The sequence below is a fragment of the Streptomyces sp. NBC_00568 genome, from assembly GCF_026341855.1.
Lineage (GTDB): Bacteria > Actinomycetota > Actinomycetes > Streptomycetales > Streptomycetaceae > Streptomyces.
In genome coordinates, this window is sequence record NZ_JAPENW010000001.1 from 4331586 (window position 1) to 4353271 (window position 21686).

Consider the following 21686-nt stretch of genomic DNA (forward strand, 5'->3'; position numbering starts at 1 on the left):
TGCCCCGGACACGGGAACAGCGGGCCGCTCCGAGGAGCGGCCCGCTGTCCGTGGTGCCGAGGTGATCAGCTGCCGACGGCGCCGTTGCCCGACAGGACCGGGATGTTGTCCAGGATGTGCGAGAGCGGCTCGTCGCCCTTGGCCTGGGTGGAGTTCTCGGTGCACTGCTGGTTCTGCGGGGCCGAGAGGACGGGGACGTCCTGCAGGCCGATCTGCGCCAGGCCGGCGATGTTCTGGACGTTGAGCTTGGCCGGCAGGCCGACGCAGGGCTTGTTCAGCGAGCCCTGGACCAGCGAGAGCTGGGGGCTCTGGTCGCCGAACGTGGCCTGGTTGCCGTACTTCTGGACGGCTCCGTTGCCGTTGACGGTGGTGACACCGTCGTCGTTGCCGATGGCGAGCGCCTGGGGCGCGGCGGCGGCGGAGACGCCGGCGATGGAAGCGGCAATGGCCGCGGTCGCCCAGAGCTTCTTCATGTTCGTTTGCCCTTTCGGAGAGCGACTCCGAACGGAGCCGCGTCATGATCAACAGTGCTGCGGATGGAGTGGTTGCGGGGTATCCCCCGGATGGCTCACGGGGGTCTCGGGCCGACGCGTCGCCGCCGCTGTCGTCGTGGAGGTGACAGCGGCAGCGGGCCACCGGGAGTGCCGGCGGCCCGCTGTGCGCGGCGGTGGGTCAGCTGCGGCTGGCGCCGTTGCCCGACAGGACCGGGATGTTGTCCAGGATGTGCGAGAGCGGCTCGTCGCCCTTGGCCTGGGTGGAGTTCTCGGTGCACTGCTGGTTCTGCGGGGCGGACAGGATCGGGACGTCCTGGAGGCCGATCTGCGCCGCGCCGAGCACGTTCTGGGCGTTGAGCTTGGCCGGCAGGCCGATGCAGGGCTTGTTCAGGGAACCCTGGATGAGCGCCATCTGCGGGCTCATGTTGCCGTACGTGGCCTGGTTGCCGTAGATCTGCGAGGCGGCGTTGCCGTTGACGGTGGTGACACCGTCGTCGTTGCCGATGGCCAGCGCCTGCGGCGCGGCGGCAGCCGAGGCTCCGACGACGGAAGCGGCGATCGCCGCAGCAGCCATAACCTTCTTGATCACTTGCTGATCCCTTCTGGAGAAACCCCGTCCACCGGAGCGATCTGGACAACTGACCCCGGGCCGCATAGTTGCTCCGATTCACCCCAATGGCCGATGTGAGGGGCGTGGCGGTCAAATCCTCGGGCCAGAGGTTCCGTGAATTCAGGAGGGCCTTGCAGTCCGATCGGGTGACCTGGCGCAACCAATCCCCTCGGCTCCGGTTGGGGTGGAGGCAGGAATATGGTCACAGGCAGAAAAGGAACCCGGAGAAATGTTCAAGAAGGCAATGGCCGTGGCAGCGGTCGCGGCTTCCGTCGTCGGCGTCTCGGCGGCGGCCGCCCCGCAGGCGCTGGCCATCGGCAACGACGGCGGCGTCACCACGGTCAACGGGAACGGTGCCAAGCAGACGTACGGCAACGCGCTGACCAAGGGTGACCAGAGCCCCCAGCTCTCGGTGGTCCAGGGCTCGCTGAACAAGCCCTGCATCGGTCTGCCGGCCAAGGTCAACGTCCAGAACGTCCTCGGCGTGCTGGCGCAGGCCGGCCTCCAGGACGTCCCGGTCCTGTCCGCCCCGCAGAACCAGCAGTGCACCGAGAACTCCACCCAGGCCAAGGGCGACGAGCCGCTCTCGCACATCCTGGACAACATCCCGGTCCTGTCGGGCAACGGCGCCAGCCGCAGCTGACCCACCGGCCTCGGCCCGGGTCGCGCGTCGTGTTCCGGCGGGCGGCCCGGGCCTTGCTGCGCGTCCGTTCCCGTCGTTTGTGTGAAATCCATTTCTGCCGTGTTGACATCTCTCCCGGGTGAAACGCTTCTTCTTCGAGAGGACCGTTTCGCCTGGTGTGAAGCTTCCGTGCTCATTGGGTGCGGGGCGATTCGAGTGAATTCCCAATTGGCCTACGTTACGCAGTTTCTTGGACCATCCATCCCTCGTTTACAGCCTGCAGGTCATGGTGCGAGCCGCTCAAGTTGTGCTCGCTCGGCTTCGGCCGACAAAGGGGCATGACCGCAGAGAAGGGAAAGCACGTGAAGCACAAGAAGAGCGCTGCTGTCGTCGCCGGCGCGATCATGGCCATGGGCATGGCTGCCCCGGCCTTCGCGGACTCGGGCGCCCAGGGTGCCGCTGTCCACTCGCCCGGCGTCCTCTCGGGCAACGTGGTCCAGGTCCCCGTCCACATCCCCGTCAACGTGTGCGGCAACTCGGTCAACGTGATCGCTCTGCTGAACCCGGCGTTCGGCAACCGCTGCGCCAACGACTGACGTTTCGGCACTTCAGCCGCTCCGGCTGTGCCACGGCCGGCCTTGGGACCGCCTCACGGTCCCGAGGCCGGCCTCCTCACTTCTACCAGCAGGAAGAAAACAAGAGTGCGACAGAACCTGAGTAGGGGAGTGGTCGTGGCCGCCGCCGCGACGGGCTTCGTGTCCCTGTACGCCAGTCCGGCCCTCGCGGACTCGAACACGACCGCGACCGCCTCGGACTCGCCCGGCGTGGTGTCGGGGAACAACGTCCAGGTCCCGGTGAACGTGCCGCTGAACGTCTGCGGCAACACGGTCGACGTCGCCGCCGCGCTCAACCCGGCGTTCGGCAACTCCTGTGCCAACGGCTCGGGTTCGCACGGCCGGCATGCCGCGCCGCAGCACGCCGTCCATCACGAGGCCGGCTCCGGACAGCACTCCGGACAGCACCCCGGACACGGCTCGGGACGCGTCCCGGGACAGGGCGCCCATCACGGTGCCACCGACCACTCGGGCGGCAGCCACGGTGAACATGGTGGCTACGGCGGTCATGGCGGCGGTTACGGCGGTGAACATGGCGGCTACGGCGGGCATGACCGCGGCTACGGCGGGCACGACGGCGGCTACGGCGGTCACAACGGCGGTTCCGGTTACGGAGACTCGGGATACGGGGACTCCGGCCACGGCCACTCCGGGTACGGGGGCTCCGGACACGAGGACTCCGGCCGCGGTCACTCCGGACACGGAGGTTCGGAATACGGCAACTCCGGCGGCCACCACGGCGGTTGGAGCGGCTCCTCGTCCTCCGGCGGCGCGCACGGTTCGCCGGGTGTCCTGTCGGGTGACCACGCCGCGGCACCGGTGGACGTCCCGATCGAGCTCTGCGGCGACACCGTGGACGTGATCGGCCTGGGGAACCCCGTGTTCGGCAACGCGTGCGGCGACCGGCACCCCCACGGGACGCCCCCGCACGCCCCTTGCCCCCCGCCGCACACGCCCCCGCCGCCGGTTCACGAGCACCCGCCGACGGAGACTCCGTACACGCCCGTCTCGTACACCCCGCCCGTCAAGGTCCACGAGCAGCCCCCCGCCCCGCCCACGGTGCACCGCCAGTACACCCCGCCCACGCTGGCGGAGACCGGCGGTGAGGGCCTGCTCGCGACCTCGGCGGCCAGTGCCGCCCTGCTGGCGGGCGGCGCCCTGCTGTACCGGCGAGCCCGGGTCGCGTCCCGTCCGTGACGCTCCGCTCCCGGGTGCCGGACGCGTCCCCGCGTCCGGCACCCGGGAACGCTCCACCGGTCCGCCCGGTGGTCGCCGGTGTCAGTGCCCGGCGCCGAGTCCCAGGTCAGACCCCTGTCGACGGCGTCCCCCGGGCGCCGGAATCCGCCCGCCGGTCGGCCCCGTGCGCAGCCGTCGCCGTACGCCCCGCACGAGCGTGTCCGCCGTGAAGCCGGCGCCCTGCACGAAGCGCATGGCGGGACCGAAGCCGGACGCGGTGATCAGGCCCGCCATGAAGAGGCCCGGCACCGACGACTCGAAGTCCCGGCCGAGGTACGGGGAACCGTCGGGCAGCGCCGCCAGGTTCGCGCGCAGATCGTCCGCGAGCAGGCCGAGCCGCTCGCGCCGCGCCCTGAACCCCGTGGCCGCGATGACGTGGTCGGTCTCCAGACACGTCGGCGTGCCGTCCCGGTCCACCGTTTCGAGCCGTACGCCGATGCCCGAGCCGTAGGCCGACGTGACCTCGTGCCCCAGCATGAGCTCGACCACCGGTTCGACGCGGTCGCGCACCCACCAGGCGCCTGCCGGGCCCAGCGCGGTGGCCGCGATCCGCGTCCGGGTGGGTTCCGGGAGCCGGCGGAAGAGGCCGGGGCGCTCGGCGTAGAACCAGTTGCGCCAGCCGCAGCCCAGACCGCTGTGCGGAGCGCGTGCGGACCGCCACCACGACCGCTCCAGGGCGGGCGGCACGTCGTTCCAGTTCAGCCGGTCGGCGCGCGCCAGGACCCTTGCCCGGGTGCCCTGTTCGGTGAGCAGGGCCGCCGTCTCCAGGGCGGCCTGGCCACCGCCGATCACCGTGACGTCACGGCCCCGGAAGCGGGAGAGCTCACCGTGGTCGCTGCTGTGCGACGCCTGCTCGGGGCCGAGGCCGCTCAGCGCGGCCGGCATCTCGGCGAAGGGCAGCACGCCGATGGCCAGGGCGACCGTACGGGCGCGCAGCACCTCGCCGTCGTCGACCAGGGCCTCGAAGCCCCCGGGGCACGTCCGCACGCGTACGACCATGCGTTCGTCGACGTCGGGCACGGCGTTGCGGGCGAACCACAGGCCGTAGGAGGCGAACATCTCGACCGGGATCGGCTCGCCGTGCCGGACCGTCACACCCCGGCCCGCGCAGTACGTCTCCAGGCGCCTGCGGCCGTCGGGATCGGAGAGGCTGGACGCCCACGGCTCCGACTTCAGGAACATGCCGCGGGGCATGTGGTCCCGCCAGGACGCCATGGGCCGGCCGAGGACGCGCAGGCTCAGCCCGGTCGCCGCGGCGTGGGACGCGATGGACAGGCCGTAGGGGCCGGCTCCCACCACCAAGAGGTCGTACATCAGCAGCTGCTCGCTTTCTCTTCGTCGGCAGGGGAGTGGGCCAGGGACCCCGAGGGCAGGGCGGCCAGGGCGGTGGGCACCTGGGCGGAGCGGGGGTCCTTGCGCGGAACCGGCTCGCCGCGCGGTCGTACGACGGTCGGGTCGGCGCGGATCGCTCTCTCCACCGCGGCCGCCGTCACCCGGGGCGCCCGGACCACCGTCCCGGCCGCTTTCCGCGGTGGCCCGACCACCGTCCTGGCCGCCTCCCGCGGGGGCCCGACCACCGTCCTGGAGGCTTCCCGCGGCGGCCCGACCACCGTCCCGTATGCCTTCGCCGCCCCGTCCGTGTCCGCTGTCCCGTCCGGGTCCGCGGCGGCCGGTCCGCGCACCAGCCGGCCGGCGCGCTGTGCCAGGCGCAGTGGCACATGGCGGGCCCACAGGCCCCACATCGCCCGCCCGGGGGCGCGGTCGTCCACCGCGTGCCAGGCCAGTTCGCGCCCCGCGGACCGGGGACGCAGCGCCCCGAACGGCGCGTAGTTCTCCACCACGAACGCGCGGCCCGGCAGGGGCACCGGAGTGGGCAGCGGACGGTGGGTCAGATCCAGGTGCTGGGCGCGTACGACGTCCAGGCCCGCCCCGTCCTCGAAGAGCCGGAACTGGGCGCCGGGGCGGGGGTTGAAGTCGAGCAGGTGGTAGCGGCCCGCGGCGGCGTCCCTGCGGAAGTCGAGGTCGAAGATGCCGCGGTAGCCGAGGATCTCGGTGAGCCGTTCGACGAGGTCCTGGAGCTGCGGGTTGGGCGTCCAGCGGCCGACCACCGTGAGGCCCGCGCCGCGGGGCCAGGCACGGTGCTTGCGGCCCGGGCCGCCGCCGTGCGTCACCCCGCACCGGTCGACGTATCCGTGGAAGAACCAGTCGCGGTCGGGCCCCGGCGGCAGGAAGGCCTGGAGCAGCAGCCGGCTGCCCGCCTCCTCGGTGCGCGAGTACAGCGCGCGTGCCTCCTGCGCCGAGCGGACCACCACCGTGCTGCGCAGGCCCGTTCCGGCCGGGACCAGCCACGGGCGGCTCCACTTGGCCACCAGGGGCAGCCCCAGCCGCCGGGCCGCCGCGGCCGCCTGCGCCGGGCTGTCGGGAATCAGGGTCACCGGGTGCGGAACGCCCACGCTCTTGCAGACGGCGGCCAGTTCGGCCTTGTCGGCGACGCGTTCGGCGAGGGCGCCGGGCTGCTTCGGCAGCAGATACCCGGCGGCGAGTTCCTCGCCCAGACGGCTCACCGCCAGGGCGCTCGCGTCATCCATCGGGACCAGTACGGCGGGGCGGGAAACCCGGGCGGCCACTCGGCGCAACACGGCGGCGATCTCCGCGGTGGACGAACCGGGCGGTGGCGGGGGGTGCATCGCGCACACAAAGCGCGATCTGCGGACGGGACTTCCCTCGGAATCGGCGACGAGGTGCACCTCCACACCGGCTCTGCCGAGTGAGCGTACGGCCCCCAGCGTTCCGTGGTGAAAGGGATTCCGGTCGATGCGCAGCAGGACGGCGGGGACCCGGGTGTCGAGAATCGGCACGGGCTTTCCTTCGGATCGGCGACAAGGTCGGCGACGGGATCGGGAACGGATCGGGAACGGATCGGGAACGGGATCGGGCGCACGGCCGGGAGGAATCGGGAAGGACGTGGTGACCGCGCGGGTCACCCTTGCGAGTGATCATCAGAGGTGCGTGCCGAAGCCTCGGTTGGCTGAATGGGAATTCATATGACTGAGTGTCAGTAATCGGAAAGGAAAATCCGAGGAACAAGAGGGAGAGAGGAGCAGGCATGGCCCCACAGCAGCCGCGGCCCCGGAACAGAAGGCTGGCGTTCGTCGCGGCCGGCATCGTCACGTCGGTCGCCCTTGCGTCGGGTCCGGGATACGCCGTGGGCGCCGGGGTGGCGCGGGTCGGCGACCCGCCGGCTCCGACACCCACGGTGGTGACACCGCCCGCGACTTCCTCGACCGAGGCCGGGAGCGGGACCGCGACCCCGCCGCCCACACCCGCTCCCACCCGGCCGGTCACGGCTTCCGCCGGGGCGGCGCGGCCCGTCGCGACCGGCGTGAAGCCCGCGCCGGCCGTCAAGCAGGCCCCGGTCGAGCCGCCCGCCTTCGGCGCCTACCTCGACTACGGGACCAGGGGTATCGCCCGGATGGAACAGTTCAGCCAGTGGCTGGGCGGCACCGAGCTGCGGGTCGGGCACACGTATCTGCCGGGCGACCTCTGGAGCAACATCGAGGGCGCGCACGGATTCCTGGACGCCTGGGCGGACTGGCGCCGTGCGAAGGCCGACCGGATGCTCGTCCTCAACGTCCCGATGATGGAGCGCAACGAGGAAGGGCTCTCCGACGGCCACGTCGGCCTCCTGCTGCGTGAGGCCGCGGCCGGAGAGTTCGACCACCATTTCCGCGCGCTCGCCGAGCGGCTCGTCGAGCTGAACGTGCCCGACACCGTCATCGTGCTCGGCTGGGAAATGAACGGCATCACATACACCCATCGCTGCGGTCCCGACCCGGAGGCCTGGAAGAAGTACTGGAACAGAATCGTCGCCGCCATGCGGTCGGTGCCGGGACAGAAATTCCGGTTCGACTTCGCCCCGAGCCGCGGCCGGGACGCCATTCCCTGGACCGAGTGCTATCCGGGGGACGACACGGTCGACATCATCGGCATGGATTCGTACGACCAGCCGTCGGGGCTCTCGTTCGACGAGCAGGTGAAGGAGCCGTACGGGCTTCAGGAGCAGGTCGACTTCGCGAAATCCCACGGGAAGGCCATTTCCTATCCCGAATGGGGACTCTTCCACAACGGCGACAACGCGGAGTACGTGAAGCGCATGCTCGCGTGGATCGACGAGCACAAGCCGCTGTACCACACGCTCACGGACTACTGCCCGCACGGCGTGTGGCAGTGCGAGGACAACCCGCAGGCCTCCCAGGTCTACCGTGCCGCGCTGTCCCACCTCACCGACCCGGCAACGGACCCGGTCACGGACCCGGTCACGGACCCGGTCACGGACCCGGCAACGGATCCGGTCACCGATCCGGCAACGGATCCGGTTACCGATCCGGCAACGGACCCGGCAACGGACCCGACACCGACACCTGAACCGGCCTCGACGCCGACGCCCGAGCCGACCCCGACGCCGACTCCCAAGCCGACCCCGACGCCCGAGCCGACTTCGACGCCGACCCCGACCACTGAGCCGGCTTCGACCCCGACACCTGAGCCGACGCCGACCAAGACGCCGACGCCCGAGCAGCCTTCGGTACCGACTCCGACTCCGACGCCGACGCCGACGCCCGAGCCGGCTTCAACCCCGACCCCGACCCCGACCCCGACTCCGGCCAAGACGCCCACGCCCGAGCCGGCCTCGACGTCGACACCTGAGCCGGCTTCGACCCCGACGCCGACCCCGACACCCGAGCCGACCCCGAATCCGACCTGTTCCTCGCTGGATCTCGGCGACTGGGTGGAGTACTGGATCGGCGGGAAGGTGTGCGTGGACCTCGACTGGTGGTCGCGCGACTGGTGGTCGGGCGACTGGTGGTCGGGCGACTGGTGACACCCTGGTGGCGGCGGGTCGTTCAGGGCCCGCCGCCATCGCGCTCCCTCCAGCTCCGCAGCAGCTCCTTGCCCCGCCGGCGCACGATGACGTCGCAGACGACCGCCGACATCAGCGGCGCCGAACGCCGACGGGCGAGGAGCAGCCTTTGGTTGACGACGGGATCCGGGCGCCAGTGGTGCTTGTAGGGCTCGTCGCCGCGCAGCAGGCTCAGCGCCCCGCGGGCGCCCGTCTCGGTGTGCCGGGAGCAGGCGTCGAGCAGCATCACCGCCACGTCCGCCTTGCGCTCGCGCAGTTGCGGATGGGCACCGTACAGATAGCCGCCCGCCAGGCGCCGTGACAGCAGGGTGAGATCCACGGCCAGCACGGCGCCGTCGAGCCGGAACTCGGTGACCACCGCGTCCCCGGAGCGCACCATCGGGCCCACCGAGCGGACCAGATGCTCCGAGAACCGCTCGTGGAGGTGTTCGGACGTCACTTTCCGGCCCTCCCACTGCAACCGGTGCAGTTCGAGCAGCCGGTGCAGCGCCGCGTCCACCTCGTCGTGGGACACCACCCGCTGTTCGACCCCGAGCGCGGCGAGTTTGCGCAGCTTGGCCCGTACGCGCTGGGCCTTGGCCGAGGGGAGGCGGTCGACCAGCTCACCCATCGAGGTGGCCGGCAGCTCCAGGCACAGCGAGTCCAGGACCCGGCGGCGCGGGCCGCGCCAGCGCTCGTAGATCCGCTCCATCGCGCCGCCGGGGCGGACCTCGCGGAAGTCGATCAGCGCGGTGCGGGCGGCGGCCGACAGGCCCTCCGCGAGCATCGCCGCCGCCCGGTCGGCGTGTTCGTCGTCGAGGAGCACGTCCGCGTAGTCGGAGATCGCCCCGCCGAGCGGCACGAGCGCGGGCAGGAGACGGCGGACCCGCATCAGGGGTGCGACCGCGAGCAGTTCATCCCCCTCGCGCACGACCACCAGACGCAGCCGCCCCGGCGTCCCGTACGACAGCCACCAGGAGTGCAGCCACGCGTGGCTCTGGAACGAGGTGGCGGCGGCACACCGGCGGTACAGGCGGCCCCAGGCCGGCCCCAGCTCAGCGAACTCCCGTTCGTCGGTGACGAGTTCGGTCCGGGCCGCCCTCCGTACGCCGGCGTGGAGCGTCCCGCTCACAGCTGTCCGTGCACATCGGCCGCGGTGGCCGGGCCCGGCACGGAGGCCGGGCGCGCGGTGTCGGTCGACCGCCGGGGGCGGACGAGCAGCACCAGCCCGCCGAGCAGGCCGCCCGCGCTCGCCCCGACCAGACCCGTGACCGTCGCGGGCGCGGAGGACGCCGAGGTCGGCTTCACCGCGCGGGAGAACGACATGAGTTCGACGTGGGTGCTGTTCCGGCTGTCGTTGGCGTGCCGGGTCAGCGAGCGGGTGACGGCGTTGGCCATGTCGGCGGCGCGGTCGGGGCGCGAGGAGGTGGCCGAGACGGCGACCATCGGAGCGTCCGGGGAGGTCGCCGTCCGCACGCTCGTCTGCAGCGTCTTCACCGGCACACCGGCCCACACCTGCGCGTCCCCGAGCACCGCGAGCTGCGTGGCGACCCGGCCGTACGCCTGGGCGAAGCCGAGCGCGGCCGACGGGTCGCCCTTGTCGGTCGGTACGGCGATGACGTAGCTCGTGGCCGTGTAGGTCGGGGTCTTCACCACGCCGTACGCGCCGCCGAGCAGGCCGCCGAGCACGACCCCGGCGGCGAGCACCGACCACGGCGGCACGGTCTTCACCCGGGCGAGGGCCGGTCCCGAGGCGCGGTGGCCCCTGGTGAGGTTTTCGGACATGAGGAACTCACTCCAGTCAGGTGCGCGAGACAGCGGCCGCGTACACGTCCATGAGCTGTGCGGCGCTGCGGGTGATGCAGTAGTGGTGGGCGGCCTCCGCGGCCGAGCGGGGGGCCGGAGCCTGCGCTCGGACGCCGGTCAGGGCGCGTGCGAACGAGTCGGCGCCGCCCTGGATCCGGACGGCACCGCGGGCCGCCTCGGGCGGCAGGTCCTCGACGGCCGGGCAGGAGACGTACAGCACCGGAAGCCCGGCCGCCATCGCCTCCACGACGGCCAGCCCGAACGCCTCTTCGGGGCTGGGCGAGGCGAGGACGTCCATGGCTCCTATCAGCGACGGCAGATCGGCGCCGGGAGCGCCGCCGGTGGGGCGCTCGCCGGTGAACAGCACCCGGTCCGCGACACCGGCGTCGTGCGCCGCGCGCCGCAGCACGCTCTCCTCGATACCGCCGCCGACCAGCAACAGCCAGCAGTCGAGAGGCAGTTCGGCCAGCGCGCGGATCAGGACGTCGAACCGCTTGCCCGCCGCGAGCCGCCCGACGCCGCCGATCACGTACGCGCCCTCCGGCAGCCCGAGCCTGCGGCGGGTGCGTTCGCGCAGCACCGGGTCGAACCGGAAGCGGGCGAGGTCGACGCCGTTCGGCACGATCTCGATGCGCGGTCCGGGCACACCCCAGCGGCGCAGCCGTTCGGCGACCGTGGGCGAGACGGCGACGGTGGAGCGGCCGAGCCGCTCGCTGGCCAGATACAGGGCGCGCACGCCCGAGCTGAGCCGGCGGCCCTCCATCTGCGAGTCGCCGAGCGAGTGTTCGGTGGCCACGACGGCCTTCACCCCGGCCAGCCGGGCGGCGAGCCTGCCGTACACGCAGGCCCGGTAGAGGTGGGTGTGCACGAGGTCGTAGCGGCCCGCGCGGATCACCTTCACCAGGCGGGGGAGCGCGGCGAGGTCGCGGTTGCCGGTCATGCCGAGATGGATGACGCGCACACCGTCGTCGGTGAGCCCGTCGGCGACCGAGCCCGGGTTGGTGAGCGTCACGACGTCGCATTCCACGGGCAGGTGCCTGAGCAGCAGTCGCAGTTGCTGTTCGGCGCCGCCGACGCCGAGACCGGTGATGATGTGCAGCGCCTTCATCAGACCCCCTCGACCGGGCGCCGGCGCAGGCGGTGCAGCTTGTGCTTCAGAAATAGGCGTACGGGGGTGTCGTTCTCGCCGATGTGGACGCGGGGGAGGGCGTACGGGCCGGTCAGCGGGCCGGGGTCGATCGCGCAGCCGTAGCTGTATCCGGCGTCGCGGACGGCGTCGACGACCCGGCGGTCGATGGTTCCGTACGGGTAGCAGAAGCCGTCGACGTCGGCGCCGATCAGCTCCGAGAGCACCGCTCTGCTCTCCGCGACCTCGGTGTGCAGCACGGTGTCGTCGGCCTTGGTCAGATCGACATGGGTGAGTCCGTGCGAGCCGACCTCGATGCCCTCGGAGGCGGCGGCGAGCCGGATGCCCTGCTTGCTCAGCAGCGGCTTGCGGGGGCCCAGCGGATCCCAGGCGTTGTCGCCGCCGAGCCGTCCGGGCAGGACGAACAGGGTGGCGCCGAAGCCGTGGCGGTGCAGGAGGGGCAGGGCGGTCTCGACGAAGTCGGCGTACCCGTCGTCGAAGGTCAGGCCCACCAGATCCTGCCCCTGCCCGCGGGCGCGGGCCGCGAGCAGCTCCGTCATACGGACCCCGCGCAGGCCCCGCCGTCGGAGCCAGCCCAGCTGCCGGTCGAGGCGGTCCGGCGAGACCGTGATGCGGTACGGGTCGTCGGAACAGTCCCCGACGGAGTGGTACATCGCCACCCAGGGAGGCGCGTCGAGGGAGCTCGTGCCGGTACGTCTGCTGCTGTCAGCGGAAACGGGCATGCGAAACCCTTCGTGTGACGGAACGGAGTGCGGATGCGAACCCTTCGACCCGGAAGACCCAGGCCAGCAGGGCGAAGACGACGGTCACGACCGTGCCGCCGACGACGAGTCCGAGCAGCGGGGAGTCCACGCGGCTCGCGCACAGACCCCCGGCCGGCGCGGCGACCAGCGCGGCCCGCAGGGGTTTGCCGATCTCGGCCACCACCCGGCGGGTGCGGATCGGCACACTGCGCGGCCCCATGCCGTACAGCAGGAGCAGTGCGCTGATGGTGATGCCGGTCGCGTTGGCGACGGCGATGCCGCACACCCCCCAGGGACCGACGGCCAGGACGCCGATCCAGGAGGTCGCGATGATCCCGGCGGTCATCGCGAACAGCGGGTACCAGGTGGGCCGGCTCGAGGAGAAGTAGGAGCGCACGAGCGCGCCGACCAGGGTGTGGCCCAGCAGTCCGAGGGCGTACACGCGCATGACCGTCGCCGTGGCCGCCGTGTCCTCGGCGGTGAACGCGCCCCGCTGGAACAGGAGCTGGATGATCTGCGGGGCACACGCGACGACCGCGGCCGTGCCCAGGAGCACCGTGCAGGAGACGAGCGCCAGATCGCGCTCCACCCGGTCGCGGGCCCGCTCGGTGTGGCCCTCGGCGATGGCCTGCGCGACCACCGGGAAGGTGACCGTGCACAGCATCAGCGAGAGCACCATCGGCATCTGGGCCACTTTCTGGGCGTAGTTCAGATGCGAGATGGCTCCGGCGGGGAGCGAGGAGGCCAGGAAGCGTTCGACGAGGACCTGGGACTGCCGGCACAGCGCGAAGAGCAGGACCGTGCTGACGAGGGTCAGATCCATCGGGCGGGCCGGCTCGCCGTCCAGGCCGTCGCTCGTCGACCGCCCGCGCCGGAGCTGCCGCCACAGCGAGGGCCCCTGGGCCACCACCATGAGCGCGCCGCCCACCGCGACACCGAGGGCCGCCGAGCGCACGCCCCAGCGGCCGCCGAGGACGAACATCGCCGTGATGATGCCGGCGTTGTACGCCACGTAGATCGCCGCCGGCGCCACGAAGCGCCGGTGCGCCCGCAGGGCGGCGCTGCAGTATCCGGCGAGTCCGAAGGAGAACACACAGGTCGCGGTCAGCCGTGTGCAGTCCACCGCGAGGCGGGGATCGGGCAGGCCGGGCGCGAGCGCCTCGACCAGGTACGGCGCCCCCGCGATCAGCAGCACGCCGACGCCCGCGAAAGCGAGCGTCAGCCGGGGCAGGGTGGCGGCGACCACCGCGCGGACGGGATCACCGGCGGCTCCCCGCGCGCGCCGCGTCACGGCCACGCTGAACGCCGGGATCAGCACGAAGGCCAGCCCGTCCTCGATCAGCAGCGTCGCCGCGAACTCCGGCACCGTCCAGGCGACGAGGAACGCGTCCGTGTCCGACCCGGCCCCGAACAGATGCGCCAGCGCCTGATCCCGGCCGAGCCCCAGCAGGGCTCCGGCGATGGAGAGCGCGACGGTGACGAGAGCGGCCTTGGCGAGAAACCGATTGGAGGCCGCCTCGGGCCGGCCCGCTCCCTTCCGGGGGGTGTGGTGCCCGCCCCGGGGACCGGGAGGGTCGGCGGAGCCGGGGGGAGCGGTGCGGGCGGAGGGCAGCGGGAGGGAAGAGAGGGAGGGACCGGCACCGACCCCGGTCCCGGTGCCGACCCCGGTCCCGCTTCCGACCGCGGTCCCCCTGTGAACCCCGGTGCCGGGATGGACACCGGCGTCAGCCGTGACCCCGAAGCCGGCTGCGGCCCCGTCGGCTGCGCCCTCCCAGCCGGCCCCCAAGCCGGCCGAGGTCCCGAAGCCGGTTGCGGTCGTGCTGTCCGGTCCGGTTCCGGTGGCGGTCGCGATGGCGAGGTTCGCCGCAGAGTCGATGCCGGGTGCGGAACCGGTGTCCGCCGCGGTGCCGATGGCCGCTGCGGTGCCGCCGTCCGGTCCGGGGCCGAGAGCGGTGGCGATGTCCGGCGTGGGGGCGATGCCGGGTGCGGAACCCGTGCCGGTCGCTGTGTCGATGGCCGTCGGGGGGCCGATCGCTGCCGCCGTGCCGGTGCCCGCTGTGGTCGCGGAGGGGAAGGCGGGTTCGTTTCCGGGGCCTGGCCCGCTGCCCGTGACCGGCCGTGCGGTCCCGCCCGTGTGCGTGTCCGCGACGGGCCGAGTGGTCGGGTCTGTGTTCGTGTTCGTATCCGTGACGGGCCGGGTGTTCCGGTCCGCGTCCGTGTCCCGTTCAGGGCCCGTGCCGGTGTCTGCGCCTGTCCCCGTGCCCGTGTCCGGGCCTTCCCCCGCCCTGGGAGGCGTCACCGTCATCGCGCCGCGGCCTCTTCCGGTACGGAGGAGGCCGGCGCCCTCGCGTCCACGTCGGCCGACGGCGACGGATCCATCAGCGCCCACCAGCCGACGAGGCCGAAGAGCACCGCCGTCAGGACCGTCGAGGGGCCGCCGATGTCCGCGTACACGAAGTCGACCAGCTGCCAGACGAGCAGCCCGCACGCGACGAGCGCGCAGTCCGTGCCGGGCGGGGTCCGGCCCGAGGGGAGCCGGGGACCCGCGTTGTCCGGTGGTGTGCGGCGCACGCGGACGAGCCCGCGCAGCGTGCGGACCAGGAGCGCGAGCCAGCTGCCCGCGAGGGCGAGCAGCCCGATCAGGCCCTGTTCGCCGAGGACGAGGAGGTACATGTTGTGGGGCGAGAGCAGCGGCTGCTTGTGGTAGGCGGCGCCCGCGCCCGCGATGTCGCTGCCCGAGGAGAGGGCGAGCGAGGCGTGACCGTCCCGGTTGTCGGGGAAGCCCTTCAACCCGACGCCCGTCAGCGGGTGTTCGCGCCACATGTCGATGGCCGCCGCCCACATCGTGTACCGGTCGACGACCGACTGGTCCGGGGCGTCGGCGACCTGCGTGATGCTGGTGATGCGCTCCTGGAGCATCGCGGTGCCGACGCCCAGCCCGCCCACGAGGATCACCCCGGCCGCGGCCAGCGCCGCGCCCACCTTCACCGCGCGCCGCAGTCCCGCCAGCACCAGTTGCGCGCCGCAGGCCACGGCGGTGGCGATCCACGCGCCCCGGCTGAACGACAGCGCGAGCGGCGGCAGCAGTGCCAGCGCGCACAGCACGGCGACCGCGCGCTGCCGCGCGGCACCCGTCCCCAGCGCCAGCGCCACCGCGCACACCAGCCCGAACGCGACCACCGACGCCATTCCCATCACGTCGGTCGGCCCGAAGGTGCCGACCGCCCGGACGTCCTCGCCCTGGTACGAGGCGCCGGTCCCGGTGACGTACTGGTGCACCCCGATCGCCCCCTGCCACAGCGCCAGGGCGACGAACGACCAGGTCAGCAGCCGGAAGTCACGCCGGTCGCGTACGAGCAGCAGGACCGCGGCCGGCACCAGCACGAAGATCTGCAGGTAGCGGGCCAGGCCGGTGATCCCGGCCGCGGGGTCCGCCGCCCCGGCCGCCGCCACCGCGATGCCGATCACGGGGAGCCCGATGACCAGCGCGGCGGTCGCGGACAGCGGGCGCCGGCGGGCCCGTACGAGATGGATCGCGCAGCAGACCACCACGAGACCGGACATGGCGTCCGCGAGGTTCGCGCCGCCCTCGTCGGTCGGAGCGATCGGCAGCCCGAGCAGCGCGATCACCGCGACGACGGGCAGCACGGGCAGCGCGCGCCGCAGAGCGGCGGTCAGGGTGTCCAGGGGAGTGACGGGCAGGGCGTGGCTCATCGGCTCAGCTTCCCGTCGGGCGGACGAGCGCTGCGGCCGTGCGCAGCAGGATGCAGATGTCCTGCCACAGGGACCAGTTGTCGATGTACGCGTTGTCGAACCGGCAGCGGTCCTCGATCGAGGTGTCGCCGCGCAGCCCGTGCACCTGGGCGAGCCCGGTGATCCCGGTCTGCATCCGGTGACGGGCCGCGTAACCGGGATAGGTCTGACTGAACTGGGCCACGAAGTAAGGCCGTTCGGGGCGCGGTCCGACCAGGCTCATGTCGCCCCAGAGGACGTTCAGGAGCTGGAGCAGCTCGTCGAGCGAGGTGCGTCGGAGGAACTGGCAGAAGCGGCTCATCTCCTGTTCGTTGGCCACGCTCCAGCGGGTCGCGGCCTCGTGGGCGTCGACCGGGCGGTGGGTGCGGAACTTCAGCAGGGTGAACGGCTGTCCGTCCTTGCCGATGCGCTCCTGCCGGAACACCACACCGGGTCCGTCGCTCAGTCGCAGGACCGCCGCGCACATCAGCAGCAGCGGACTGACCAGCAGCAACAGCGTCCCGGAGACGGCGACATCGAGGAATCGCTTGCCGAGGCTGGTGTGCCGCCGGAGGATCGACAGCCGTCGGCAGGAGAAGCCGGCCAGCGTGTGCCGGACCTCCCGGTCGTACGAAGGGGAGTCCGCGTCGACCGCCCACAGCTCGCACCCCGCCTCGGCCAACGCCCGCAGCATCGGCCCGCGTTCGCCGCGCGGCTCCACCACGAGCACGGTTCGCACACTGTTCTGGATGAGCGCCCGCTGCACCTCCTCGCCGGTGGTGAGGACGGGCAGTCCGTCGAAAACGGCCGGCTGGTCCGCGACGACGCCGACCGGCCGTACCCCGCAGCTCGGGTGGCGCAGAAAGGCCGCGGCCACCCGCTGGGCCGTCCCCGCGGGACCGATCACGAGGGCGGCGCGGGGGCGCAGCACGAGGGCACGGCGACGCCGCCACTGCACCGTGCCGCGGCCCGCGCAGCTGATCGCCGACTGCGTGGCGCACCCCAGGACCAGCGTCCGGGCCGACAGTGTGCCGTCCGGGGCGAACGCGGCGATCACGGCGGCCAGCGCGCACCAGGCGATCGCGATGCGCGCGCAGACGGTGGGCAGTTCGTCGAGTAAGGCGGGCACGGGTGCGGGCCGGTACAGCGACGCCCGCGCGTTCAGGGCGACCACGCCGAACAGCAGCGCGACGATGAACAGGGGGTACCGCTGGATCTCCGCGAACGCCTGCCCGGTCGCGAGCGCGGCGACGGCGTCCACGGCGGCCGGCGGCAGCCAGGAGGCGCGCCGGGCGGCGGTCCGCTGCCCGGCCGGGAATCCGAGACCGCCGCCGGCCTCGCGCGGAGGGATGACCGAGACGGTCGAGAATCCGTACTCCCGGGGCTGTCCGCCGGGGGAGGGAACGGTGCTTTCCGCAGTCACGAGTGGATGGACTCCCTGCACTCGGTGTGGTCCCCGCACATGGCGCCCTCGGCGTGCCGCGCCGGTCGGCCGGCCAGCAGCTCGCGGTACACCCCCGCGACCGCGTCGGCCGTGAGGCGCACGTCGTGCGTGGTCAGTACGTGGCGGCGCCCCTGGTGGCCGAGTGACTCGCGCAGCAGCGGATCGGACAGCAGCGCGCCGATCGCGTCGGCCAGCGGCTCCGGATCCCGCGAGGGCACCAGACAGCGGGCGTCGTGATCCCGCGGCAGGCTCTCGCGGGCGCCGTCCACGTCCGTCATCACGACCGGGCGTCCGCAGGCCATGGCCTCCAGCGGGGCCAGGGCCATGCCCTCCCAACGGGACGGCAGCACCACCAGATCGGCGGACTGGTACCAGGGCACGGCATCGGCGGCGGCCCCGGCGAACAGCACGTCACCCGGCGCCCCGGCGCGCAGCCGGGCGGCGTCCGGACCGTCCCCGACGAGCACGAGCCGGGCGCCGGGCACCCGCCGCAGCACCGAGGGCCACGCCTCCAGCAGTACGTCCTGCCCTTTCTGCCGGCACAACCGCCCCACGCACACCACCAGCGGAGCCGCCGGATCGACCCCTTCGAGCAGCGGAATCCCGGCTCGTACGGTGTCCACCGACGCGGGGTGGAAACGCTCCGGGTCGACGCCGTTGGGGATCACCCGCCAGGGGGCGCGAATTCCGGCGCGTACGCCGGTCGCGCGCTCCGCCTCACTCACACACACCAGCCGGGACGCCCAACGCGCCCCCCACCGCTCCCACCGCAGCGCGAGCGCGGCTGCGGCACCGTCGACGGCCTCGAACGACCAGGCATGCGGCTGGAACACCGTCGGCACCCGTCCGCGCAGCGCCAGCCGGGCCGCCAGCCCCGCCTTGGCGCTGTGCGCGTGCACCACGTCGGGCCGCACCCGTGCCATGACCCGGCCGAGCCGCCGTACCTCCTGAGCCAGCTGCGGCCCCGGCGCCCGCGTCGCGTGCCAGGGCCGTACGTCCGCGCCGAGCGCCCGCACCTCGCGGGCGAAGTCGTTGCCGTCCGGGCAGGCGAGGGTCACCCGTGTTCCGGCGGCGAGTTGGGCCCTGATGAGGTCGGTGACCACCCGGGCGACGCCGCCGTCGACCGGCTGCGTGACATGAAGGACCCGCGGCGGAGGGTCTGTTGACAGATTCATGCGCGGTTCCTTGCTCACGGGCGGCGCGCCGGGGCGCGCGTCACTGCTTCGCGTCGACGGCGGCGAACAGTGCTCCGACCCAGGCCGCGTCCCGCTGCGAAACGATCCGGAAGGCCAACTGGTCACCCCCGCGGCGGATCCCCTTGCCAAATTCGAGGACGTCCGAGTCATAACCGAGCGTGTTCGAGTACGCGGGCACCCGTTCGATCGCGGCGGGGCCGGACCCGCCGATGGTCGAATTCAGCACGTCGTCCCGGGGGTTGGCGGAGTCGCCCAGCACGGTCGGCGCGCCGGAGCCCGTCGAGACGGCCAGCGAGTCGCCCCTGCTTCCGCGGTCGCCGTTGTACGCGACCAGGCCCACCCGGCCCTTCACGTTCTCGGGGAGGGCCATCGGGCCGAGCGGGACGACCTGCCCCTCACGCGGGCCGAGCGCCTCGAAGCCGTCCCAGATCGCCAGATGCCTGAGCGGCTCGGCCTTCTTCTCGTACGCCACCATCAGCGTCCAGCCGCCCCACGCTCCGGCGGCCGACCGGCCCTTCGCCACATTGACCTGGGCCACCGTGTAGAGCCCCGAACCGTTCGCCCGCACCAGCTTGGTGACGTCCGCCGAGGCCTGGAACGCGTCGGCCCCGTGCGCCACCCGGTGCCCGACCATCCTGTCCGCGAGCAGATCCTTGTAGGCGCCGCCGGGCTCGGCGATCAGCACCCGTCCGTTGTCCTTCGGTGGCTTCTGCTCGCCGACGCGGAGGTTGCCGCCCCAGTACAGCCGCGCGTACGTGACGCGCGCGCCCTTGGGCAGACGGACCTCCGCGCGGCTGGAGTTGTAGGTGTTCGGGTCCTTGTCGACGTCGATGTAGAGCATGTCGAAGTCGCCGTTCGCGGCCGGTCCGCCCGCGCGCGCCCCGGGGCACGTGGGTGCCGTGGCACGGGCGGTCCCGGCCGTTCTCACGGGGCCGTGGGGCCGGGTGGACGTCGAGGAACTCCGGCAGCTGATCGAGGAGTTCGCGGCGCGCACGATTCCGCCGTGCTGGAGGGCGCGGTACCGCTGCGTGAACGCCAGCCTCTCCGCCTCCGCGGCGGGTGCCTTCGCGGCGGGCGGCGCCGTATCGGGCGCCGCCGCGGTCGCGGGGCCGCCCGGCGCCCAGAAGGTGGCGAGGGCGGAACAGCCCACGATCGCACGGCGCAGCAGCAGGCCCGGGGAAATACGCATGACCGGCGGTGCCCTTTCGGGGGAAAAGGTTCTGGACCAGCGGACGGACGGAGATCTGCGGATCGGATGGGTGTGCGCCGGCTCCCCGTCCGCTTCCGACGCCGGTCGGCGCCTGCTTCCAGGCGCCTCGGAGGTGCCTGACTCTAGCGGCTGTCCGTATTTATGCGTGAAAGTTGTGATGTGTGTCGGAATCGTGAAGCTCGACCACGTGCGAGATCACCCCTTTGGAGGCACAACCCCGCGTGGGCGCCGCGCGTTGAATCCAGAGCCGGGCATCCCGCCCGGATGTTTGATCGACTTCCAAGGAGCACTTCTCCATGTCGCGTATCGCGAAGGGCCTGGCCCTGACCTCCGTTGCCGCCGCCGCTGTGGCCGGCACCGCCGGCATCGCCGCCGCCGACAGCGGCGCGCACGGCGCGGCCGCCCACTCCCCGGGCGTCCTGTCGGGCAACGTCCTGCAGGTTCCCGTTCACGTTCCGGTCAACGTCTGCGGCAACACCGTGAACGTCATCGGTCTGCTGAACCCCGCGTTCGGCAACACCTGCGTCAACGACTGACGTCAGCGCGGACCCTTCTGCCGGCCGCCCTCCCGAAAAGGGAGGGCGGCCGGTCGCATGCCCCGAACGGGGAGGCGGGCATCCGAGCCCCGTCCGCCCGCACGGCGCATCGCGCCCTCCGCACTCCGCACTCCGCACTCCGCGCCACGCTTCTGATCGCCTTCGGTGCACCGGCCGCGACAGCCACCGACATCGACTTGCCGCGCGGCCACGCCACGCGGCGGCCTCCGTACCCGGCGCGGACGCGCTTCTGGCGCAGGTCCGTTCCCTGGCGGACATGGGCGGTGTCCTGACACCCGGTCACCGCCCTGCTCGACGCCGACGAGCACCTTGCCCGCAACGGCTCTCCCCGCGAGCACCTTGACTACGAACACGCGTCCGACGAGCTCGTTGCCGACCGGCTCGCTCCTGTCGGGCGCCTGACCCGTCCCGCCGGGTAGCCGCCCACCGGGCAGCCACCCTCCGGCCGCAGTGCCGACCGTATCCGGGCGGCACGGCGGCCGTTCGTTTGCGGGGGCTTATATGAGGATGCGACACACCGTTCATTCGGGTGGGGTGCAGGAAATTTCTGCACGCGGAGTTTCCGTCGCGTTCGGGGCTCGTTAGGCAGCGCAAAGAGAAATTCCCTCGGGTGACATGAGTCGCCGAAGAAAGGAACACGATGAAGTCGCTCAAGGCCGCCGCTGTAGTCGCAGGGTCCCTGGTCGTCGCCGGTGCCGCCGCGCCCGCGTTCGCCGCCGGAGCCTCCGACCTCACGCCCTCCAGCCTCAACGGCGCCCTGGAGACCCTCACCAGCCAGCGTTCGCTCAGCGCGCAGGACGTGATGCCCCTGCAGCACCAGTCGAACGCGCTCGACACCGAGAACAAGAACTCCCTGCTCAACACCGTGAGCGGCGCGACGAAGACGCTCAACACGTCCGGCGGCCCCGCGCAGCTTCTCGGCGGGCTTCCCCTTCAGGGCTAGTCGCATTCCTTCGGCGCGTGTCTTTCCGCGTCGCTTGCGGGCATTTCCCTAGGCTCTGGATAAACCTCCGATGAAAGGGCTGACAATGAACACTGCCAAGAAGGCCGCGCTGATTTTCGCCACCGCCGGAATGGCCGCGGGTGCCGCCGCCGGCAGCGCTGTCGCGGACTCCGGGGCCGAGGGTGCCGCGGTCAATTCCCCGGGCGTCGCCTCCGGAAACGTCATTCAGGTCCCCGTGCACGTTCCGGTCAATCTCTGCGGCAACACGGTCTCCGTCATCGGTGCGCTCAACCCGGCATTCGGCAACGCCTGCTTCAACGACTGACGTCGTACGCCGATGTGGCGAAAGGGCCGATTCCGCACCCGCGGAATCGGCCCTTCGCGCTGTTCGAGCCGCGTCCCTCGTTCGTGTGGTCACCCGTCCGGTCATCG

Annotated in this window: 20 protein-coding genes; 7 read left to right on the forward strand and 13 right to left on the reverse strand. The window is 72.4% G+C overall.

Annotated elements, in window-relative coordinates:
• Positions 1 to 65: 65 nt before the first annotated feature.
• Positions 66 to 473, reverse strand: a complete 408-nt coding sequence (locus OOK38_RS18865; protein WP_266758939.1) for a rodlin — start codon at positions 471 to 473, stop codon at positions 66 to 68.
• Positions 474 to 672: 199 nt separating this feature from the next.
• Positions 673 to 1083 carry a rodlin gene (locus tag OOK38_RS18870; protein ID WP_266758937.1) on the reverse strand — a complete coding sequence of 137 codons (411 nt, stop codon included), beginning with the start codon at positions 1081 to 1083 and terminating at the stop codon, positions 673 to 675.
• A gap of 250 nt (positions 1084 to 1333) precedes the next feature.
• Here OOK38_RS18870 and OOK38_RS18875 point away from each other — a divergent pair, with 250 nt between their 5' ends.
• The 3 genes from OOK38_RS18875 to OOK38_RS34525 all read left to right on the forward strand — a co-directional run bounded on the left by OOK38_RS18875 (position 1334) and on the right by OOK38_RS34525 (position 3537).
• Positions 1334 to 1747 carry a rodlin gene (locus tag OOK38_RS18875; protein ID WP_266758934.1) on the forward strand — a complete coding sequence of 138 codons (414 nt, stop codon included), beginning with the start codon at positions 1334 to 1336 and terminating at the stop codon, positions 1745 to 1747.
• 383 nt (positions 1748 to 2130) lie between these two features.
• Complete coding sequence (locus tag OOK38_RS18880) at positions 2131 to 2322, forward strand: chaplin (protein ID WP_266765693.1); 192 nt, start codon at positions 2131 to 2133, stop codon at positions 2320 to 2322.
• Positions 2323 to 2427: 105 nt separating this feature from the next.
• Positions 2428 to 3537, forward strand: coding sequence for a chaplin (locus OOK38_RS34525; RefSeq protein WP_323178811.1), 1110 nt, complete (start codon positions 2428 to 2430; stop codon positions 3535 to 3537).
• An 81-nt stretch (positions 3538 to 3618) separates the two neighbouring features.
• Here the strand turns inward: OOK38_RS34525 and OOK38_RS18895 are convergent, their stop codons facing one another.
• Both OOK38_RS18895 and OOK38_RS18900 read right to left on the reverse strand, forming a co-directional pair.
• Positions 3619 to 4890 carry an FAD-dependent oxidoreductase gene (locus OOK38_RS18895; RefSeq protein ID WP_266758932.1) on the reverse strand — a complete coding sequence of 424 codons (1272 nt, stop codon included), beginning with the start codon at positions 4888 to 4890 and terminating at the stop codon, positions 3619 to 3621.
• Positions 4890 to 6434, reverse strand: coding sequence for an ATP-grasp domain-containing protein (locus OOK38_RS18900; protein ID WP_266758930.1), 1545 nt, complete (start codon positions 6432 to 6434; stop codon positions 4890 to 4892). Before OOK38_RS18900 ends, OOK38_RS18895 begins: the two co-directional genes overlap by 1 nt.
• Before the next feature lie 248 nt (positions 6435 to 6682).
• On the opposite strand from OOK38_RS18900, the gene OOK38_RS18905 reads away from it, so the two are divergent.
• Positions 6683 to 8458 carry a glycosyl hydrolase gene (locus tag OOK38_RS18905; RefSeq protein ID WP_266848610.1) on the forward strand — a complete coding sequence of 592 codons (1776 nt, stop codon included), beginning with the start codon at positions 6683 to 6685 and terminating at the stop codon, positions 8456 to 8458.
• Positions 8459 to 8480: 22 nt separating this feature from the next.
• Here the strand turns inward: OOK38_RS18905 and OOK38_RS18910 are convergent, their stop codons facing one another.
• The 9 genes from OOK38_RS18910 to OOK38_RS18950 all read right to left on the reverse strand — a co-directional run bounded on the left by OOK38_RS18910 (position 8481) and on the right by OOK38_RS18950 (position 19733).
• Entirely contained in the window at positions 8481 to 9608 is a 1128-nt protein-coding gene (locus OOK38_RS18910) for a GNAT family N-acetyltransferase (RefSeq protein ID WP_266758926.1), read from the reverse strand.
• Positions 9605 to 10261: a lipopolysaccharide biosynthesis protein gene (locus tag OOK38_RS18915; RefSeq protein WP_266758924.1), complete on the reverse strand. Its 657-nt coding sequence runs from the start codon at positions 10259 to 10261 to the stop codon at positions 9605 to 9607. Before OOK38_RS18915 ends, OOK38_RS18910 begins: the two co-directional genes overlap by 4 nt.
• Before the next feature lie 16 nt (positions 10262 to 10277).
• Positions 10278 to 11390 (reverse strand): glycosyltransferase, encoded by a 1113-nt coding sequence (locus OOK38_RS18920; RefSeq protein WP_266758922.1) that lies wholly within the window; start codon positions 11388 to 11390, stop codon positions 10278 to 10280.
• On the reverse strand, positions 11390 to 12151 hold the full coding sequence (locus tag OOK38_RS18925; protein WP_266848612.1) for a polysaccharide deacetylase family protein: 762 nt from the start codon (positions 12149 to 12151) through the stop codon (positions 11390 to 11392). The genes OOK38_RS18920 and OOK38_RS18925 overlap by 1 nt, the downstream gene beginning before the upstream one ends.
• Complete coding sequence (gene murJ / locus OOK38_RS18930) at positions 12135 to 13784, reverse strand: murein biosynthesis integral membrane protein MurJ (RefSeq protein WP_266765692.1); 1650 nt, start codon at positions 13782 to 13784, stop codon at positions 12135 to 12137. Before murJ ends, OOK38_RS18925 begins: the two co-directional genes overlap by 17 nt.
• A 689-nt stretch (positions 13785 to 14473) precedes the next feature.
• A complete protein-coding gene (locus OOK38_RS18935) occupies positions 14474 to 15886 on the reverse strand; it encodes an O-antigen ligase (protein WP_266758918.1) in 1413 nt (470 codons plus the stop codon).
• 4 nt (positions 15887 to 15890) lie between these two features.
• A complete protein-coding gene (locus tag OOK38_RS18940) occupies positions 15891 to 17327 on the reverse strand; it encodes an exopolysaccharide biosynthesis polyprenyl glycosylphosphotransferase (RefSeq protein WP_266758917.1) in 1437 nt (478 codons plus the stop codon).
• Positions 17324 to 18523, reverse strand: a complete 1200-nt coding sequence (locus OOK38_RS18945; RefSeq protein ID WP_266758916.1) for a glycosyltransferase — start codon at positions 18521 to 18523, stop codon at positions 17324 to 17326. Before OOK38_RS18945 ends, OOK38_RS18940 begins: the two co-directional genes overlap by 4 nt.
• Positions 18524 to 18563: 40 nt before the next feature.
• A complete protein-coding gene (locus OOK38_RS18950; protein ID WP_266758914.1) occupies positions 18564 to 19733 on the reverse strand; it encodes a DUF3344 domain-containing protein in 1170 nt (389 codons plus the stop codon).
• A 317-nt stretch (positions 19734 to 20050) separates the two neighbouring features.
• Here OOK38_RS18950 and chpG point away from each other — a divergent pair, with 317 nt between their 5' ends.
• From chpG to OOK38_RS18965, 3 genes are all read left to right on the forward strand, one after another.
• Entirely contained in the window at positions 20051 to 20290 is a 240-nt protein-coding gene (chpG, locus tag OOK38_RS18955) for a chaplin ChpG (protein WP_266758912.1), read from the forward strand.
• Positions 20291 to 20951: 661 nt separating this feature from the next.
• Entirely contained in the window at positions 20952 to 21254 is a 303-nt protein-coding gene (locus tag OOK38_RS18960) for a hypothetical protein (protein WP_266758910.1), read from the forward strand.
• 130 nt (positions 21255 to 21384) lie between these two features.
• Complete coding sequence (locus OOK38_RS18965) at positions 21385 to 21579, forward strand: chaplin (protein ID WP_266765691.1); 195 nt, start codon at positions 21385 to 21387, stop codon at positions 21577 to 21579.
• The last annotated feature ends 107 nt before the right edge of the window (positions 21580 to 21686 follow it).

Bases quoted from the DNA above. Each gene is read 5' to 3' on its own strand.
- OOK38_RS18865 (WP_266758939.1), bottom strand. From the start codon at position 473: ATGAAGAAGCTCTGGGCGACCGCGGCCATTGCCGCTTCCATCGCCGGC.
- OOK38_RS18875 (WP_266758934.1), top strand. From the start codon at position 1,334: ATGTTCAAGAAGGCAATGGCCGTGGCAGCGGTCGCGGCTTCCGTCGTC.
- OOK38_RS18880 (WP_266765693.1), top strand. From the start codon at position 2,131: ATGGCCATGGGCATGGCTGCCCCGGCCTTCGCGGACTCGGGCGCCCAG.
- OOK38_RS18895 (WP_266758932.1), bottom strand. From the start codon at position 4,890: ATGTACGACCTCTTGGTGGTGGGAGCCGGCCCCTACGGCCTGTCCATC.
- OOK38_RS18905 (WP_266848610.1), top strand. From the start codon at position 6,683: ATGGCCCCACAGCAGCCGCGGCCCCGGAACAGAAGGCTGGCGTTCGTC.
- OOK38_RS18915 (WP_266758924.1), bottom strand. From the start codon at position 10,261: ATGTCCGAAAACCTCACCAGGGGCCACCGCGCCTCGGGACCGGCCCTC.
- OOK38_RS18920 (WP_266758922.1), bottom strand. From the start codon at position 11,390: ATGAAGGCGCTGCACATCATCACCGGTCTCGGCGTCGGCGGCGCCGAA.
- OOK38_RS18925 (WP_266848612.1), bottom strand. From the start codon at position 12,151: ATGCCCGTTTCCGCTGACAGCAGCAGACGTACCGGCACGAGCTCCCTC.
- OOK38_RS18935 (WP_266758918.1), bottom strand. From the start codon at position 15,886: ATGAGCCACGCCCTGCCCGTCACTCCCCTGGACACCCTGACCGCCGCT.
- OOK38_RS18945 (WP_266758916.1), bottom strand. From the start codon at position 18,523: ATGAATCTGTCAACAGACCCTCCGCCGCGGGTCCTTCATGTCACGCAG.
- OOK38_RS18950 (WP_266758914.1), bottom strand. From the start codon at position 19,733: ATGCGTATTTCCCCGGGCCTGCTGCTGCGCCGTGCGATCGTGGGCTGT.
- chpG (WP_266758912.1), top strand. From the start codon at position 20,051: ATGTCGCGTATCGCGAAGGGCCTGGCCCTGACCTCCGTTGCCGCCGCC.
- OOK38_RS18960 (WP_266758910.1), top strand. From the start codon at position 20,952: ATGAAGTCGCTCAAGGCCGCCGCTGTAGTCGCAGGGTCCCTGGTCGTC.
- OOK38_RS18965 (WP_266765691.1), top strand. From the start codon at position 21,385: ATGGCCGCGGGTGCCGCCGCCGGCAGCGCTGTCGCGGACTCCGGGGCC.